Origin of the sequence: Citrobacter sp. Cpo089 (assembly GCF_030332695.1) — a bacterium.
GTDB classification, from domain to species: Bacteria; Pseudomonadota; Gammaproteobacteria; order Enterobacterales; family Enterobacteriaceae; genus Citrobacter; species Citrobacter portucalensis.
This window is the reverse complement of the sequence record NZ_JAOWHJ010000024.1, coordinates 29,713-45,280: the sequence shown is the minus strand read 5'-3', so window position 1 is coordinate 45,280 and position 15,568 is coordinate 29,713. Positions and strand designations below refer to the sequence as shown.

The 15,568-nt window shown below is 48.9% G+C and carries 16 protein-coding genes; 12 read left to right on the top strand and 4 right to left on the bottom strand.

Going from position 1 to position 15,568, the window contains the following annotated elements; genetic code table 11:
• Positions 1-87 precede the first annotated feature (87 nt).
• Both OGX92_RS03625 and OGX92_RS03620 read left to right on the top strand, forming a co-directional pair.
• Complete coding sequence (locus tag OGX92_RS03625; RefSeq protein ID WP_003832469.1) at positions 88-438, top strand: hypothetical protein; 351 nt, start codon at positions 88-90, stop codon at positions 436-438.
• Between the two features lie 179 nt (positions 439-617).
• Positions 618-1,472 (top strand): aldo/keto reductase, encoded by an 855-nt coding sequence (locus OGX92_RS03620; protein WP_257661658.1) that lies wholly within the window; start codon positions 618-620, stop codon positions 1,470-1,472.
• 289 nt (positions 1,473-1,761) lie between these two features.
• Here the strand turns inward: OGX92_RS03620 and OGX92_RS03615 are convergent, their stop codons facing one another.
• Entirely contained in the window at positions 1,762-2,646 is an 885-nt protein-coding gene (locus OGX92_RS03615) for a D-hexose-6-phosphate mutarotase (RefSeq protein WP_003832473.1), read from the bottom strand.
• A 72-nt stretch (positions 2,647-2,718) separates the two neighbouring features.
• Positions 2,719-3,714, bottom strand: a complete 996-nt coding sequence (gapA, locus tag OGX92_RS03610; protein WP_003030697.1) for a glyceraldehyde-3-phosphate dehydrogenase — start codon at positions 3,712-3,714, stop codon at positions 2,719-2,721.
• 341 nt (positions 3,715-4,055) lie between these two features.
• Here gapA and msrB point away from each other — a divergent pair, with 341 nt between their 5' ends.
• Positions 4,056-4,469, top strand: a complete 414-nt coding sequence (gene msrB / locus OGX92_RS03605) for a peptide-methionine (R)-S-oxide reductase MsrB (protein WP_003832475.1) — start codon at positions 4,056-4,058, stop codon at positions 4,467-4,469.
• Positions 4,470-4,511: 42 nt separating this feature from the next.
• A complete protein-coding gene (locus OGX92_RS03600) occupies positions 4,512-4,787 on the top strand; it encodes a YeaC family protein (RefSeq protein ID WP_003030693.1) in 276 nt (91 codons plus the stop codon).
• A 44-nt stretch (positions 4,788-4,831) separates the two neighbouring features.
• Here OGX92_RS03600 and yajD read toward each other — a convergent pair whose 3' ends face one another.
• Positions 4,832-5,176, bottom strand: a complete 345-nt coding sequence (yajD, locus tag OGX92_RS03595; RefSeq protein ID WP_286586250.1) for an HNH nuclease YajD — start codon at positions 5,174-5,176, stop codon at positions 4,832-4,834.
• Between the two features lie 92 nt (positions 5,177-5,268).
• Positions 5,269-6,522 (bottom strand): chitinase ChiD, encoded by a 1,254-nt coding sequence (gene chiD / locus OGX92_RS03590; RefSeq protein WP_286586249.1) that lies wholly within the window; start codon positions 6,520-6,522, stop codon positions 5,269-5,271.
• Between the two features lie 296 nt (positions 6,523-6,818).
• On the opposite strand from chiD, the gene OGX92_RS03585 reads away from it, so the two are divergent.
• From OGX92_RS03585 to OGX92_RS03550, 8 genes are all read left to right on the top strand, one after another.
• Positions 6,819-7,895: a zinc-binding dehydrogenase gene (locus tag OGX92_RS03585; protein ID WP_286586248.1), complete on the top strand. Its 1,077-nt coding sequence runs from the start codon at positions 6,819-6,821 to the stop codon at positions 7,893-7,895.
• Between the two features lie 26 nt (positions 7,896-7,921).
• Complete coding sequence (locus OGX92_RS03580) at positions 7,922-9,301, top strand: MFS transporter (RefSeq protein WP_126956083.1); 1,380 nt, start codon at positions 7,922-7,924, stop codon at positions 9,299-9,301.
• Positions 9,302-9,318: 17 nt separating this feature from the next.
• Positions 9,319-10,362 carry an NAD(P)-dependent alcohol dehydrogenase gene (locus OGX92_RS03575; RefSeq protein ID WP_003832485.1) on the top strand — a complete coding sequence of 348 codons (1,044 nt, stop codon included), beginning with the start codon at positions 9,319-9,321 and terminating at the stop codon, positions 10,360-10,362.
• 24 nt (positions 10,363-10,386) lie between these two features.
• Entirely contained in the window at positions 10,387-11,223 is an 837-nt protein-coding gene (locus OGX92_RS03570; RefSeq protein ID WP_003832486.1) for a ketose-bisphosphate aldolase, read from the top strand.
• A gap of 4 nt (positions 11,224-11,227) precedes the next feature.
• The gene (locus OGX92_RS03565; RefSeq protein WP_126318370.1) at positions 11,228-12,175 is read left to right on the top strand and encodes a carbohydrate kinase family protein; all 948 of its coding nucleotides are present in this window, start codon (positions 11,228-11,230) and stop codon (positions 12,173-12,175) included.
• A 9-nt stretch (positions 12,176-12,184) separates the two neighbouring features.
• Entirely contained in the window at positions 12,185-13,168 is a 984-nt protein-coding gene (gene ydjG / locus OGX92_RS03560; RefSeq protein WP_003832488.1) for an NADH-dependent methylglyoxal reductase, read from the top strand.
• Between the two features lie 136 nt (positions 13,169-13,304).
• Positions 13,305-14,063 (top strand): DeoR/GlpR family DNA-binding transcription regulator, encoded by a 759-nt coding sequence (locus OGX92_RS03555; RefSeq protein WP_003832489.1) that lies wholly within the window; start codon positions 13,305-13,307, stop codon positions 14,061-14,063.
• Between the two features lie 140 nt (positions 14,064-14,203).
• A complete protein-coding gene (locus OGX92_RS03550) occupies positions 14,204-15,562 on the top strand; it encodes an MFS transporter (protein ID WP_003832490.1) in 1,359 nt (452 codons plus the stop codon).
• Positions 15,563-15,568: the final 6 nt, after the last annotated feature.

Below are 15,568 nucleotides of genomic sequence, written 5' to 3'. Positions count from 1 at the left end.
AGCTGATAGAAACAGAAGCCACTGGAGCACCTCAAAAACACCATCATACACTAAATCAGTAAGTTGGCAGCATCACCGGTGTAACGTATGAAAAAATTAATTATTATCGCTGCGTTGGTGGCTTCCTCTGCTGCACCTGCGTATGCCATTAGCGAGGCTTACCGCCAGCAGTTACAGCATGAACATAAAACCATGGTCAGTGACGCGAATGCTCCGGTACACGCCAGTAAAATCACGCCCGTGCATGTGAATAAACTTGGAGTGGACTTTAAACGTGGTGCTGATGGCATTGCTTATATTAATGGCAAACCTGCGGCAAATGATGAGAATAGTGCAGAAGCTCAGTCTTATAGCGCAGGTTTGATTTCCGTCATCGTCTATAAAAACGGAAAAATCAACGCCATGAAAGAGGGAAAATATCTAGGTCGGTTAAAATAACCACTTCGTAGTTAAGATTTTGTATTATTTCGGCCCGGGAACATCTGCTGTTCCCGGGCTTTTTATTTCGCTCGCCTTAACGATCGGTTTCCAATCCATGATGGTGCAATTTGTGCACCCTAACAGGACACATGCGCGTTGTTTTGCTTTACTGTGGTGCATTAACACAGGAGGGTGCGATGACAGCGAAACAGGTGACGTTTACAAACCAGGTATCGCTTCCTGCTATTGGGCAGGGAACATGGTACATGGGCGAGGATCCAAGCCGACGCCGGGATGAAGTGTCTGCGCTGCAGGCCGGACTGGATCTAGGCCTGCGATTGATTGATACCGCAGAAATGTACGCTGATGGTGCAGCGGAGGAGGTAGTGGGTGAAGCATTAACGGGGCGGCGTGATAGCGCTTTTTTAGTCTCGAAAGTTTACCCATGGAATGCCGGCGGACAGAAAGCCATTGCCGCCTGCGAAGCGAGCCTGCGTCGACTGAAAACTGATTATCTGGATCTCTATTTGCTGCACTGGATGGGCGATTTTTCATTTGCAGAGACCGTCGATGCCATGGAAACACTGATTGCGCAGGGGAAAATCCGCCGTTGGGGCGTCTCAAATCTCGATTATGATGATATGCAGGCGTTATGGCAGGTACCCGGTGGACGAGAGTGTGCAACTAATCAGGTGCTTTATCATTTAGCCTCGCGCGGTATTGAATATGATTTACTGCCGTGGTGCCAGCAGCAGCAGATGCCGGTCATGGCATACAGTCCGCTGGCCCAGGCGGGACGACTGCGTGGCGATTTGCTTTCTAACTCTGTGGTGAATGACATCGCGCACGCGCACAATGTTAGCGCTGCGCAGATTTTGCTGGCATGGGTGATTCGCCAGTCGGGTGTAATAGCAATTCCGAAAGCCGCAAGCGTAGCGCATGTCGAACAAAATGCCGCCGCGCTGGAGATAACGCTCTCTGTAGATGAGTTGAAGCAGTTAGATAAGGCGTATCCGGCGCCAAAAGGTAAAACCGCGCTGGATATGGCCTGATTTGCCAAATGCCGATGTTCCCACAGCTTATCAGGCCTACGGCTGCGTGTAGTTTGTAGACCGGATAAGGCGTTGGCAGCATCCGGCACGGTGCGCGGAACTGCCTGATGGCGCTGTGCTTATCAGGCCTATGGCTGCGTGTAGTTTGTAGACCGGATAAGGCGTTGGCAGCATCCGGCACGGTGCGCGGAACTGCCTGATGGCGCTGTGCTTATCAGGCCTATGGCTGCATGTAGTTTGTAGGCCGGATAAGGCGTTAGCCGCATCCGGCACGGTGCGCAGAGCTGTGTTAGCGTTTAGCTACACGAATAGTCTGCGCGAGGCGAGATGGTTTTTCTTCGGTGCTTTTCTGCGGAGCGGTCGCGTAAGCCGTTTCTACACAAACAAACGTTTTGTAGCCATCATCCGGCATGTCGCCCATGCTGACGGACAGCGCCGGGCCAGGGTTCCAGCCAACGACATTCAGGTGGTGGTGATGGACAACGTCGATATTGCGATTCAAAGCATCATCATGAATCACGCTACACGCTTCCGGATTCAGATAAACGCGATCGGTGCGGTCCGGGAAGGTCTGGATACCATCAGCCAGCACATCTTCTTTAGCATCATTCACTTTATCGATCAGGCGATCGCCAAGACCACTGACTTTCACTGCCGCAATGTCACCAACGTTGAAATAGGTATGCAGTGCCGAGGTGGTTTCAAACTCACCATGAGCTTCCAGCTCCATCTCACAGGTGGCTCCCACTTTGAAGCGGGCCAGTAGGCAAAACTCGTGTGGCCAAAGCTGACGCGTTTCAGCGTTGCTCTGCAGTTCAAACGTCAGCACCACGCCATTGTCGTCTTCGTTGTGAGCTTTCAGCGTCCATGGCAGATTGCGGGCAAAACCATGCGAAGGCAGGCCCTGCTGAGCAGCCGGACCAAACCACGGCCAGCAAATTGGTACGCCGCCACGCAGCGCTACGCCGGTTTTAAACGGGGTATTATTACTTAGCCACAGGACTTCCTCTTCACCATTTGGTTTCCAGGAAAGAAGATGTGCGCCCTGCAGTGCGAAAGAAGCTTTAACCTGTGGGTGATCGACAACAAGAACCTCAAGCTCATCAAGCTGACGGCGGGAGAGGACAGGGGTAATTTGTTCGATTACCGGAAGTGCAAAAATTTTATTAATCATTACGCAATCCTTTCTTCAGGCAAAAAAAAGAGCGACCTGAGTCGCTCTTACAGATTACTATTTCATCTCAACTTATTTGGAGATGTGTGCAATCAGGTCCAGAACTTTGTTGGAGTAGCCGGTTTCGTTGTCGTACCAGGATACCAGTTTCACGAAGTTGTCGTTCAGTGCGATACCAGCTTTAGCATCGAACACGGAAGTGCAAACTTCACCGTTGAAATCGGTAGATACTACGTCGTCTTCGGTGTAACCCAGAACGCCTTTCATCGGGCCTTCGGAAGCAGCTTTGATTGCTTTCTTAATTTCTTCGTAAGAAGCAGCTTTTTCCAGACGAACAGTCAGGTCAACAACGGATACGTTCGGGGTAGGAACGCGGAACGCCATACCAGTCAGTTTGCCGTTCAGTTCTGGCAGTACTTTACCTACAGCTTTAGCTGCACCGGTAGAGGACGGGATGATGTTCTGGGATGCGCCGCGGCCGCCGCGCCAGTCTTTGTGAGACGGGCCATCAACGGTTTTCTGAGTAGCGGTGGTCGCGTGAACAGTAGTCATCAGACCTTCGATGATGCCGAAGTTGTCGTTGATAACTTTAGCCAGCGGAGCCAGGCAGTTAGTGGTGCAGGAAGCGTTAGAAACGATGTCCTGACCTTCGTATTTGTCAAAGTTAGCGCCTTTAACAAACATCGGAGTGTTATCTTTGGACGGACCAGTCAGAACCACTTTTTTCGCGCCAGCAGTGATGTGCTTACGAGCGGTTTCATCTGTCAGGAACAGGCCAGTAGCTTCAGCTACTACGTCAACACCAACTTCGTCCCATTTCAGGTTAGCCGGATCACGTTCAGCGGTAACACGGATTTTTTTACCGTTTACGATCAGATGACCGTCTTTCACTTCAACGGTACCGTTGAAACGGCCGTGAGTGGAGTCATATTTCAGCATGTAAGCCATGTAGTCAGCGTCTAACAGGTCGTTGATTGCAACGATCTCGATGTCAGAGCGTTCTTGAGCAGCACGGAAAACAATGCGACCGATACGGCCAAAACCGTTGATACCTACTTTGATAGTCATATATTCCACCAGCTATTTGTTAGTGAATAAAAGGTTGCCTGTAAAATTACAAAAACCTTACGCAGCGTCAAGCGGAATCGTGTCAATCATTGCGACAAATCAATCTGCTGCCTAAGCTTTGCGCAACTGACTCGCCTCACTCTTCCTTTGGGCTTGAAACCACATGGGGTCGGCGGCCCGAATTTTAAAGGGCAATCAAGATAAAAACGTGATTCTGATCACGAATTGCAGGCTGCCATTTCGCAAGGATCAAGTTTAGAACAAAAGTTCGCACTCCGGTGTTAATGTTTTGTTAGAATCTGTCTCGTGATGTGAGTTTAGATAAAGCGAGATGTGAGCAAATGGCTAATCAACCTTCTCCAGAAGAACTGAAAAAAAATTTAACCGAAATGCAGTTCTACGTAACGCAGAATCACGGGACAGAACCGCCATTTACCGGACGTTTGCTACATAACAAGCGTGACGGCATCTACCACTGTTTGATCTGCGACAATCCGCTATTTCGTTCCGAGACAAAATATGACTCTGGCTGCGGCTGGCCCAGCTTTTACGAGCCTGTCAGCGATGAGGCTATCCGTTACATAAAAGATACGTCACACGGCATGCAGCGCATTGAAATCCGCTGCGGAAACTGTGATGCGCACCTGGGACACGTCTTCCCGGATGGTCCGAAACCTACCGGTGAACGGTACTGCGTTAACTCAGCGTCTTTGAACTTCACCGATGGTGAAAACGGTGAGCAAACCAAGGGTTGAAGAAACGATTCAGCAAATTATTCTACGGAGAGTGGATTTAACATGAATCTTGATGAGATGATCAACAGCATGACGCCGGAAGTTTATCAGCGCTTATCGACTGCCGTTGAGCTAGGGAAATGGCCGGATGGCGTAGCGCTAACGGCAGAACAAAAAGAGAATAGCTTACAGCTGGTGATGTTATGGCAGGCGCGAAACAATATTGACGCACAGCATATGACGATTGATACCAACGGTGAGATGGTTATGAAGAGCAAGCAGCAGTTGAAGGTCGAGTTTGGTATTACGCCAGAACCGATTGCGACGTTTAAATCCTAATTACCCAGGCCCGGCAAACATCTGTGTCGGGCCTGCAGTTGATATTATTTCTTGTTCATCATCGCCTTCAGATCGGCGAATGGGTTGTATTTCGCTTCGCCTACGGCCTTTTGCGCATCTTCTCCTGCAACCACCGTTGAACCATACTGGTCCGCTTCCGTATATTTGGAATGCTCGTGATCGTGGCAGTACAGGCACAACATTTCCCAGTTGCTACCATCTTCCGGGTTATTCGAGTGATCGTGATCGATATGGTGTACCGTCAACTCGCGCAAATTTGAATACACGAACTCACGGGAACAGCGTCCGCAGACCCAGGGAAAGAGTTTAAGCGCCTTTTCCCGGTAACCGACTTCCAGATGGGCGTAATTTTTAGGGATAAAAGCCATAAAGCTCATGCCTCCAGTAGAAATGAAGAGCTGCGCCAAAAGCTGGCGCAGCGGAATGCGTTAATCATAACCTATTGTGTCAGGTGTTGGGATCAGTGTTTGATGCCTAACGAATCGGCTAACTGCTTCGCCAACTGATTATTGTCATCTGCGCCGTACTCCCAGAACATGGCGCCTGCCAACCCTTTGCTTTTGATGTAGTCGGCTTTGATCGCCACTGAACGCGGGTTTTCATAGGAGAGGGCAAAGAGTTTTTTTCCATCCGCAGACTGTACCGACAGCCACGGCACTTTCGCTTCATCATCCCAATGTTGGCTAAAGCGTTTTTGCGGATCGTTAATCAACTTCGCCACAATATCGTTGTACTTCACGTAGGTATCTTTGCTCAGGTCGATGCCCAGTGATTTGAACAACTCAATTTGAGCTGACTCGAAATAGGGCTGGGTAGCCGGGTTTTTCTGCGCGTCAGGTTTGCTCCAGTCAATACCTGGCTCAACGGCGCGTTTTGGTACGCGGCCATAAAAGCCAATGCCCAGATTCATTTGACTCGGTTTCAGACCGGCGGCGAGATAGTTATTGACCACAAAATCGGCGCTGTACTTATCCGCTGCGGCGACCGTCGGCCATTGCGTCGAATCATACAGGTTCGAGTTGAAATATTGGGTGCCGTAAGCCATGTCGTAGGTCATCAGGTTGATGTAGTCGAGCGATGGTGCAATGGCTTTGACATCCACCCAGCTTTTCGGACTTTCTGCATTTGCGCCCACGGCGATGGTCAGCAGTTTTTTATGCCCCAATGCGGCGCGCAGCTCTGTTAATAGCGCGGTGAAGTTAGCGCGGTCAGCCGGTTGGCTTTCGACCAGTCCCCAGGCGCCGTTAACCGGATATTCCCAGTCGAGATCGATGCCATCCAGACCATATTTCGCAATTATCTCCTGCGCAGACTGAATAAACACTGCGCGTGTTTCCTTCGTTGCTGCCGCGCCAGAGAATCCACGCGCTCCCCAACCGCCGACGGAAAGCAAAACTTTCAGGTTTGGATTTTGTTTACGCAGCTGTGGAATTTTCAGCAAATCACCCTGCACTTTCTGTGAAAGCCAAATCTGATGCAGTTTGCTGGCGTCTTTTAAGGCGTCATTGGTCTCGTCTTTTTCGTTGTTATAGACAAGGCCAAACGAATAGTTGAGATGGGTTATCTGGCGAACATCCAGTTTATTGATGTCGCCACCGGGACCGGCAGTGACGTCGCCGCCACCATTAAAGTAGCCAACTGACATCAGTGAACTGGCGGAAACAACGCTGGCGCAGAGCAGGGGTAGTGCTGCCAACAAAGGCAATAGTTTCATCGGTGTTCCTCTTTGACATTTAAACAAGCAAACACGCCACGGAAATGGCGTGGCGAAAAAAACAGCACCCACAGGTTAACAGTTTCATAACAGGAAAAATGCGAAGGGGTTCACGCCATTTTAGCGAAGCGGCAGCCACGTTCACTTGGGTTTCAGTTCAACTTTGCATTTATTTGTGATCTTGGTTGTGAAATACAGATCAAAATCTGTGTTTTAAAGATTTGGTGTTGACCTCAAAAATTATATGGATAAGTATGATGGTCACTGATGCAAAACTAAACACAAAGGAAAATTTCATGAAAGCACTGGCAAGATTTGGCAAGGCCTTTGGCGGCTACAAGATGATTGATGTTCCGGAACCGGTATGTGGTCCGGATGACGTTGTGATTGAAATTAAGGCTGCTGCTATCTGCGGCGCTGACATGAAACACTACAATGTCGACAGTGGATCCGAGCAGTTTAATTCGATTCGTGGTCATGAATTTGCGGGTCAAATTGTGCAGGTTGGCGACAAGGTTAAGGACTGGAAGGTGGGACAGCGAGTTGTGTCTGACAACAGCGGGCACGTTTGCGGCGTTTGTCCGGCCTGTGAACAGGGCGATTTTCTTTGTTGTACAGAAAAGGTGAATTTAGGTCTGGACAACAATACCTGGGGCGGTGGGTTTTCTAAATATTGTCTGGTCCCTGGGGAAATACTCAAAATTCACCGCCATGCTCTGTGGGAAATCCCGGCAGGGGTAGATTATGAAGAGGCGGCTGTACTGGATCCTATATGCAATGCCTACAAATCTATCGCTCAGCAATCCAAATTTCTTGCAGGCCAGGATGTGGTGGTCTTTGGTACCGGTCCATTAGGACTCTTTTCCGTTCAAATGGCGCGCATTATGGGGGCCGTTAATATTGTGATGGTCGGGCTGGAAGAGGATGTTGCCGTACGCTTCCCGATCGCCAAAGAGCTGGGTGCGACAGCTGTCGTTAACGGTTCGACCGAAGATGTGGTTGCACGCTGCCAGGAAATCTGCGGTAAAGACAATCTGGGGCTGGTCATCGAATGCTCTGGTGCCAATATCGCCCTAAAACAATCGATCGAAATGCTGCGCCCGAATGGTGAAGTCGTTCGCGTCGGTATGGGCTTTAAACCTCTCGATTTCTCCATCAACGATATCACCGCGTGGAATAAAAGCATCATTGGCCATATGGCCTACGATTCCACATCCTGGCGCAATGCTATACGCCTGCTGGCCAGCGGCGCAATCAACGTTAAACCGATGATCACTCACCGTATCGGCCTGTCGCAATGGCGCGAAGGGTTTGACGCCATGGTCGATAAAACCGCGATTAAAGTCATCATGACTTACGACTTTGATGAATAACATGTTTATTAAAAGGACGTTATCGCATGGAACAAATAGCAAAACCGCACTGCGGCGCCAGGCTGGACAGGCTACCTGACTGCCGTTGGCACACGTCGATGTTTGCGATGGTTGCCTTTGGATTACTGGTTTGTTGGAGTAATGCCGTTGGCGGATTAATTCTCGCGCAGTTAAAAGAGCTTGGTTGGACCGATAATTCCACCACCGCCACGTTTTCTGCCATTACGACGGCGGGAATGTTTCTCGGCGCGCTCGGTGGGGGAATTATCGGCGATAAAACCGGACGTAAAAACGCATTTATTTTGTATGAAGCGATTCATATTATTTCTATGATCGTTGGCGCGTTTTCACCCAATATGACTTTCCTGATCGCCTGCCGTTTTGTAATGGGAGTTGGATTAGGCGCGCTGTTGGTGACTCTGTTTGCCGGGTTCACCGAATATATGCCAGGCAGAAATCGCGGCACCTGGTCAAGCCGGGTCTCGTTTATCGGTAACTGGTCTTATCCGCTCTGTTCGCTGATCGCGATGGGATTGACGCCGTTAATCAGCGCCGAATGGAACTGGCGCGTGCAGTTGCTGATCCCGGCCGTACTGTCGCTGGTGGCGACCATTATTGCCTGGCGTAGTTTCCCAGAGTCGCCTCGTTGGCTGGAATCCCGCGGACGCTACGCCGAAGCTGAAAAGGTGATGCGGGCCATTGAAGAAGGGGTTGTTCAGCAGACCGGCAAGCCACTGCCGCCTGTGGTATTTGAAGATGACGGCAAAGCCCCGCGCACAGTTCCTTACTCGGCCTTATTAACGGGTGTGTTACTCAAGCGAGTTATTTTAGGTTCCTTTGTCCTGATTGCCATGAACGTCGTCCAGTACACCTTAATTAATTGGCTACCGACAATATTTATGACTCAGGGTATTAATCTGAAAGACTCCATTGTCTTAAATACCATGAGTATGTTCGGCGCGCCGTTTGGGATTTTTATCGCCATGCTGGTAATGGATAAAATTCCCAGAAAGACAATGGGTGTGGGATTATTAGTGTTAATTGCCGTGCTGGGATATATCTATTCACTGCAAACCAGCATGCTACTGATTACGCTAATTGGTTTCTTCCTGATTACTTTTGTCTATATGTACGTTTGTTACGCCTCGGCAGTCTATGTTCCGGAAATATGGCCGACCGAAGCGAAACTTCGCGGTTCTGGTCTGGCGAATGCGGTAGGGCGTATCAGCGGTATCGCCGCGCCTTATGCGGTCGCGGTATTGCTTAACGGTTATGGAGTGACGGGTGTATTTGTACTGCTGGGTGCGGTCTCCATTATTGTCGCTGTCGCCATTGCTACCATCGGAATTGAAACCAAAGGCGTCTCTGTCGAAAGTCTCGGTATTGATGCAGTTACCAGCAAATAATATTGATGGGAAATAAAATGAAAAATTCAAAAGCGATATTAAAAACGCCGGGCACGATGAAAATTATTGCCGCCGATATCCCGGTACCCAAAGAGCATGAAGTACTGATCAAAATTGAATACGTAGGTATTTGCGGTTCAGATGTTCACGGTTTCGAATCAGGTCCCTTTATTCCGCCAAAAGACCCGAACCAGGAAATTGGCCTCGGACATGAATGTGCCGGTACGGTGGTGGCGGTAGGAAATCGCGTCAGTAAATTTAAACCGGGCGACCGGGTGAACATTGAACCCGGCGTGCCGTGCGGTCACTGCCGCTACTGTCTGGAGGGCAAATACAACATCTGTCCTGATGTCGACTTTATGGCCACGCAGCCTAATTATCGCGGCGCGCTAACCCACTATCTGTGCCATCCGGAGAGCTTCACTTACAAGCTGCCCGATAACATGGACACCATGGAAGGCGCGCTGGTAGAGCCTGCGGCGGTAGGGATGCATGCCGCAATGCTGGCGGACGTTAAACCGGGCAAGAAAATCGTCATTTTGGGGGCGGGCTGTATTGGTTTAATGACCCTGCAAGCCTGTAAATGTTTGGGTGCTACCGACATCGCCGTTGTTGATGTCCTGGAAAAGCGTCTGGCCATGGCCGAGCAGCTTGGCGCGACGACTGTGATCAACGGGGCGAAAGAGGACACCGTTGCCCGCTGTCAGCAGTTCTCCGGCGATATGGGGGCTGACATTGTTTTTGAAACTGCCGGCTCGGCAATCACCGTTAAGCAGGCTCCGTACCTGGTGATGCGCGGTGGGAAAATCATGATCGTTGGGACGGTTCCTGGTGATTCGGCAATTAATTTCCTCAAAATTAACCGTGAAGTCTCCATTCAGACTGTTTTCCGCTACGCCAACCGCTATCCGGTCACTATTGAAGCCATTTCCTCCGGGCGTTTCGATGTCAAGTCGATGGTGACGCATATTTATGATTATGAAGATGTTCAGCGCGCGTTTGATGAGTCAGTTAACAACAAACGTGAAATTATCAAAGGCGTTATTAAAGTTAACCATTAATTTATTGAAAAGGGAGAAACAACTATGCTGGCAGATATTAAATATTGGGAAAATGATGCCCAGAATAAACATTATGCGATTGCCCACTTTAACGTGTGGAATGCGGAAATGTTAATGGGGGTGATGGATGCGGCGGAAGAGTCTAAATCGCCGGTGATTATCTCATTCGGCACCGGTTTTGTGGGTAATACCTCGTTTGAAGATTTTTCACATATGATGGTTTCGATGGCGAAAAAAGCCTCGGTGCCGGTTATTACCCATTGGGATCACGGGCGCAGCATGGAAATTATTCATAACGCCTGGACTCACGGCATGAATTCACTGATGCGCGATGCCTCCGCTTTTGATTTCGAAGAGAATATTCGCCTGACTAAAGAGGCGGTGGACTTCTTCCATCCGTTGGGTATTCCGGTTGAGGCGGAGCTGGGCCACGTGGGGAATGAAACGGTTTATGAAGAAGCGCTGGCGGGCTATCACTATACCGACCCGAGTCAGGCGGCGGAATTTGTCGAGCGTACCGGCTGCGATTCTCTGGCGGTGGCGATTGGTAACCAGCACGGCGTTTATACCTCTGAGCCGAAACTGAATTTCGATGTGGTCAAACGCGTGCGCGAGGCGGTATCCGTTCCGCTGGTGCTGCACGGCGCGTCCGGCATTAGCGATGCGGATATCAAAAAAGCCATTTCATTAGGTATTTCGAAAATCAATATTCATACCGAACTGTGCCAGGCGGCAATGGCGGCGGTGCAGGAGAACCAGAATCAGCCGTTCCTGCACGTTGAGCGTGAAGTTCGCAAAGCGGTAAAAGAGCGCGCGCTGGAGAAAATCAAACTGTTTGGCTCTGACGGTAAAGCGGAATGACAATATGGATAATATCGAGGTTATTTGTATAGGGGCGGCAATTGTTGATATTCCCTTGCAACCAGTGAGTAAAAATATCTTTGATGTTGACTCTTATCCATTAGAACGAATAGCAATGACCACGGGAGGTGACGCTATTAATGAGGCGACGATTATTTCTCGCCTTGGCCATCGCACGGCGTTAATGAGTCGGATAGGTAATGATGCAGCCGGTTATTTTATTGTCGACCACTGCCATCGGGAGAATATTGATATTAAAAGCCTGAAGCAGGATGCTGATATTGATACTTCCATTAACGTAGGTTTAGTCACCGCTGATGGCGAACGCACCTTTGTGACTAACCGTAACGGCAGTTTATGGAAACTGAATATAAACGATGTTGATTTCGACCGTTTTTCTCAGGCAAAGCTGCTGTCGCTAGCGAGTATTTTTAATAGCCCGTTGTTGGATGGTGATGCACTGACGGCAATTTTCACACAGGCGAAAGCGCATAAGCTCATTATCTGCGCGGATATGATTAAACCGCGACTGAATGAAACGCTGGACGACATCCGTGAAGCGCTGAGCTACGTGGATTATCTGTTTCCCAATTTTGAAGAGGCAAAACTGCTCACCGGGAAAGATACGCTGGATGAGATTGCCGACAGTTTCCTGAACTGTGGTGTGAAAACCGTCGTGATTAAGACCGGCAAAAGAGGCTGCTTTATCAAACGTGTCGATATGAAAATGGTAGTCCCGGCCGTGTCGGGGATTACCGCCATCGACACCATCGGCGCGGGGGATAACTTTGCTTCAGGATTTATCTCCGCGCTGCTTGAAGGTAAGCCGCTTCGCGACTGCGCGCTGTTTGCTAATGCAACGGCGGCAATATCGGTACTGAGCGTGGGCGCGACGACGGGTGTGAAGAACAGAAAGCTGGTTGAACAACTTCTTGACGAATACGAAGGGTAATAGCAGCAGATGAAAATGATTCCTTTAGGCAGTACGGATATTACGCTTTCCCGCATGGGATTAGGTACATGGGCCATTGGCGGCGGTCCGGCATGGAATGGCGATCTCGATTTGCAGATTTGTATTGATACCATTGTTGAGGCGCATCGCTGCGGTATTAATCTGATTGATACCGCGCCAGGCTACAACTTTGGCAACAGTGAAGTGATTGTCGGTCAGGCGCTGAAAAAGCTGCAGCGCAGCGAGGTAGTTGTTGAAACCAAATGCGGCATCGTCTGGGAGCGAACAGGCAGCCTGTTTAACAAAGTGGGCGATCGCCAGCTGTATAAAAACCTCACGCCTGAGTCTATTCGTGAGGAGGTTGATGCCAGCCTGCAAAGATTGGGTATCGACAGTATTGATATCTATATGACCCACTGGCAGTCGGTTGAACCCTGTTTTACGCCGATTGCGGAAACCGTAGACACGCTGAATGCACTGAAAAAAGAGGGGAAAATCCGTTCGATTGGTGCGGCGAACGTCGATGCCGGGCATATCAAAGAGTATCTCAAACACGGTGAGCTGGATATCATCCAGGCCAAGTACAGCATTCTTGACCGGGCGCTGGAAGCTGATCTGCTGCCGCTATGCCAGCAGAATGGCATCATCGTGCAGGTATATTCACCACTTGAGCAGGGGTTGTTGACCGGTACTATCGCCCGAGATTACGTTCCTGGCGGCGCACGGGCTAACAAGGTTTGGTTTCAGCGGGAAAATATGCTGCGGGTGATTGATATGCTAGAGCAGTGGCAGCCACTGTGTGAAAAATACCGCTGCACAATCCCCGCATTAGCTCTGGCGTGGATTTTAAAGCAAAGCGATTTGATCACCTTACTGAGTGGTGCAACCGCACCTGAACAGGTTCGCGAGAACGTCGAGGCGTTAACCATTCCCCTGACAGATGATGATTCATTATTGATGAGGCGAATGGCGGAAGCGTTGGATATAAATTAAGTCGGATAGAATTGACCTCTGTTTCTGCGTAAAAAAGTATTGAAATCTGTGATTCAGACATGTTCTTTTGAAAATAAACATAGCCTGTGAGATACTAGGGTCTTATTATTACTTTGCAGGAAACAGAGGTGTCATCGTGGCGGCAAAAGACAGGATTCAAGCCATTAAGCAAATGGTGGCTAACGATAAGAAAGTGGTGGTATCTAATTTAAGTTCAATCTTTCAGGTGACTGAGGAAACGATTCGCCGCGATCTTGAAAAACTGGAAGATGAAGGTTTTTTGACCCGAACATATGGCGGTGCAGTGCTCAATACCAACGCGTTGTCCGACAATATTCATTTTTATAAGCGTGCAAAATCTTTCTTCGAAGAAAAGCAGATCATTGCCCGTAATGCATTACCGTTTATTAAAAATAAGACCACAATGGCTGCCGACTCCAGCAGTACCGCGATGGAATTATTAAAGCTGTTGAAGGAAAGAAACGATCTGACGTTGCTTACCAATTCGGCTGAAGCATTTCATGAGTTGGCGCAGTCAGAAATTAACGTGGTTTCTACCGGCGGTGAGCTGAATAAGAATACGCTGTCGCTGCAGGGAAGAATCACCAAGGAGATTATCAGCCGTTATCATGTTGATATCATGGTGATGAGCTGCAAAGGTTTGGATATGCAGAGTGGGGCGCTTGATTCTAATGAAGCGGAAGCGGAAATTAAAAAAACCATGATCCGCCAGGCGACTGAGGTGGCCCTGTTAGTTGATCACTCAAAGTTTGACCGTAAAGCTTTCGTTCAGCTCGTGGACTTTAGCCATATTAATTACCTAATAACCAATAAGGCACCGGGTGCAGAGTGGATTGCATTTTGCCAAGAGAATAATATTCAACTCGTTTATTAGCTATAACGAGGGTTGTGTCGATATTATTTTAAGTTTGCACCTGGTAAATGCCATAAGAATCTAATGATGATGGATGGCGCGGCAAAATTTTTCTGCCGCGATCGTCATACTTTCTATTTAGCTGAATTTGAGGCATCCAGATGGAACAATTTGACCCTATCGGCGCAAGATTAGATCGCTTACCTTTATCTCGATTTCATTTTCGTATTTTTGGAATTATTAGTTTTAGTTTGTTAATCACTGGTTTTCTCAGCTATTCCGGAAATGTGGTATTAGCAAAACTAGTCAGCACAGGCTGGTCAAACAATTATCTAAATGCCGCGTTTACCTCAGCGCTGATGTTTGGTTACTTTATCGGTTCGCTAGCCGGTGGCTTTATTGGTGATTATCTCGGTCGACGCAAAGCGTTCCGCGTCAATTTGTTAATCGTCGGGGCCTCAGCCTGCGCTGCAACGTTTGTGCCCAACATGTACTGGCTTATTTTCTTCCGCTGTCTGATGGGGATTGGAATGGGGGCGCTAATTATGGTGGGCTATGCCTCATTTACAGAATTCATTCCACCCGCGGTTCGTGGGAAATGGTCTGCCCGTCTGTCATTTGTCGGCAACTGGGCACCAATGCTATCTGCGGCAATTGGCGTCGTGATTATTGCACTTTTAAGCTGGCGGGTGATGTTTCTGCTCGGCGGCATGGCAATGCTGTTGGCCTGGTATCTGTCGGGAAAATACTATATTGAATCCCCGCGTTGGCTGGCTGGCAAAGGGCAGAGAAGCGAAGCTGAAAAACATCTAATGCAGGTGGAATCGCAAATTGAGAAAGAAAAAAACATCACTTTACCATCCTGCCGGAGCGAATGCTCGTCGGCGGATTTAAGCACGATAAGTGGTTCATTTTGGCTCTTGTTTAAGGGGCCAATGTTACGCTGTACACTGGTGGCGATCACGGTGCTTATCGCAATGAATATTTCGCTCTATACCATTACGGTATGGATCCCGACGATATTTGTTAATTCGGGAATCGATGTAACGAAATCCATATTTATGACCGCGATAATTATGATTGGCGCGCCGGTTGGGATATTTATTGCCGCGTTAATTATCGATCACTTTCCTCGGCGATTGTTTGGCTCATTCTTGTTGATTGTTATCGCCTTGCTTGGGTATTTCTATTCGCTTCAAACTGAAGAGTGGGCAATTCTGAGCTACGGGCTGGTGATGATTTTTTTTCTGTATATGTATGTCTGCTTTGCCTCTGCAGTTTATGTCCCGGAACTATGGCCCACGCATCTTAGATTGAGAGGATCGGGTTTTGTGAATGCTGTGGGGAGGATTGTCGCTGTGTTTACGCCTTATGGCGTCGCTATTTTGTTGACCCGCTATGGCTCGGTTACGGTCTTTATCGTGCTAGGAGTAATGTTGGTGCTATGTGCGCTGATTCTTTTTTGTTTCGGCATCGAAACGCGCAAAGTATCACTGGAAGAGATTTCAGCGCTGGCCTGAGATAAC

Coding starts and splice junctions, on each gene's coding strand:
- msrB (WP_003832475.1), top strand. CDS start 4,056: ATGGCTAATCAACCTTCTCCAGAAGAACTGAAAAAAAATTTAACCGAA.
- OGX92_RS03625 (WP_003832469.1), top strand. CDS start 88: ATGAAAAAATTAATTATTATCGCTGCGTTGGTGGCTTCCTCTGCTGCA.
- OGX92_RS03600 (WP_003030693.1), top strand. CDS start 4,512: ATGAATCTTGATGAGATGATCAACAGCATGACGCCGGAAGTTTATCAG.
- chiD (WP_286586249.1), bottom strand. CDS start 6,522: ATGAAACTATTGCCTTTGTTGGCAGCACTACCCCTGCTCTGCGCCAGC.
- ydjG (WP_003832488.1), top strand. CDS start 12,185: ATGAAAATGATTCCTTTAGGCAGTACGGATATTACGCTTTCCCGCATG.
- gapA (WP_003030697.1), bottom strand. CDS start 3,714: ATGACTATCAAAGTAGGTATCAACGGTTTTGGCCGTATCGGTCGCATT.
- OGX92_RS03550 (WP_003832490.1), top strand. CDS start 14,204: ATGGAACAATTTGACCCTATCGGCGCAAGATTAGATCGCTTACCTTTA.
- OGX92_RS03565 (WP_126318370.1), top strand. CDS start 11,228: ATGGATAATATCGAGGTTATTTGTATAGGGGCGGCAATTGTTGATATT.
- OGX92_RS03620 (WP_257661658.1), top strand. CDS start 618: ATGACAGCGAAACAGGTGACGTTTACAAACCAGGTATCGCTTCCTGCT.
- OGX92_RS03570 (WP_003832486.1), top strand. CDS start 10,387: ATGCTGGCAGATATTAAATATTGGGAAAATGATGCCCAGAATAAACAT.
- OGX92_RS03580 (WP_126956083.1), top strand. CDS start 7,922: ATGGAACAAATAGCAAAACCGCACTGCGGCGCCAGGCTGGACAGGCTA.
- yajD (WP_286586250.1), bottom strand. CDS start 5,176: ATGGCTTTTATCCCTAAAAATTACGCCCATCTGGAAGTCGGTTACCGG.
- OGX92_RS03585 (WP_286586248.1), top strand. CDS start 6,819: ATGAAAGCACTGGCAAGATTTGGCAAGGCCTTTGGCGGCTACAAGATG.
- OGX92_RS03615 (WP_003832473.1), bottom strand. CDS start 2,646: ATGATTAATAAAATTTTTGCACTTCCGGTAATCGAACAAATTACCCCT.
- OGX92_RS03575 (WP_003832485.1), top strand. CDS start 9,319: ATGAAAAATTCAAAAGCGATATTAAAAACGCCGGGCACGATGAAAATT.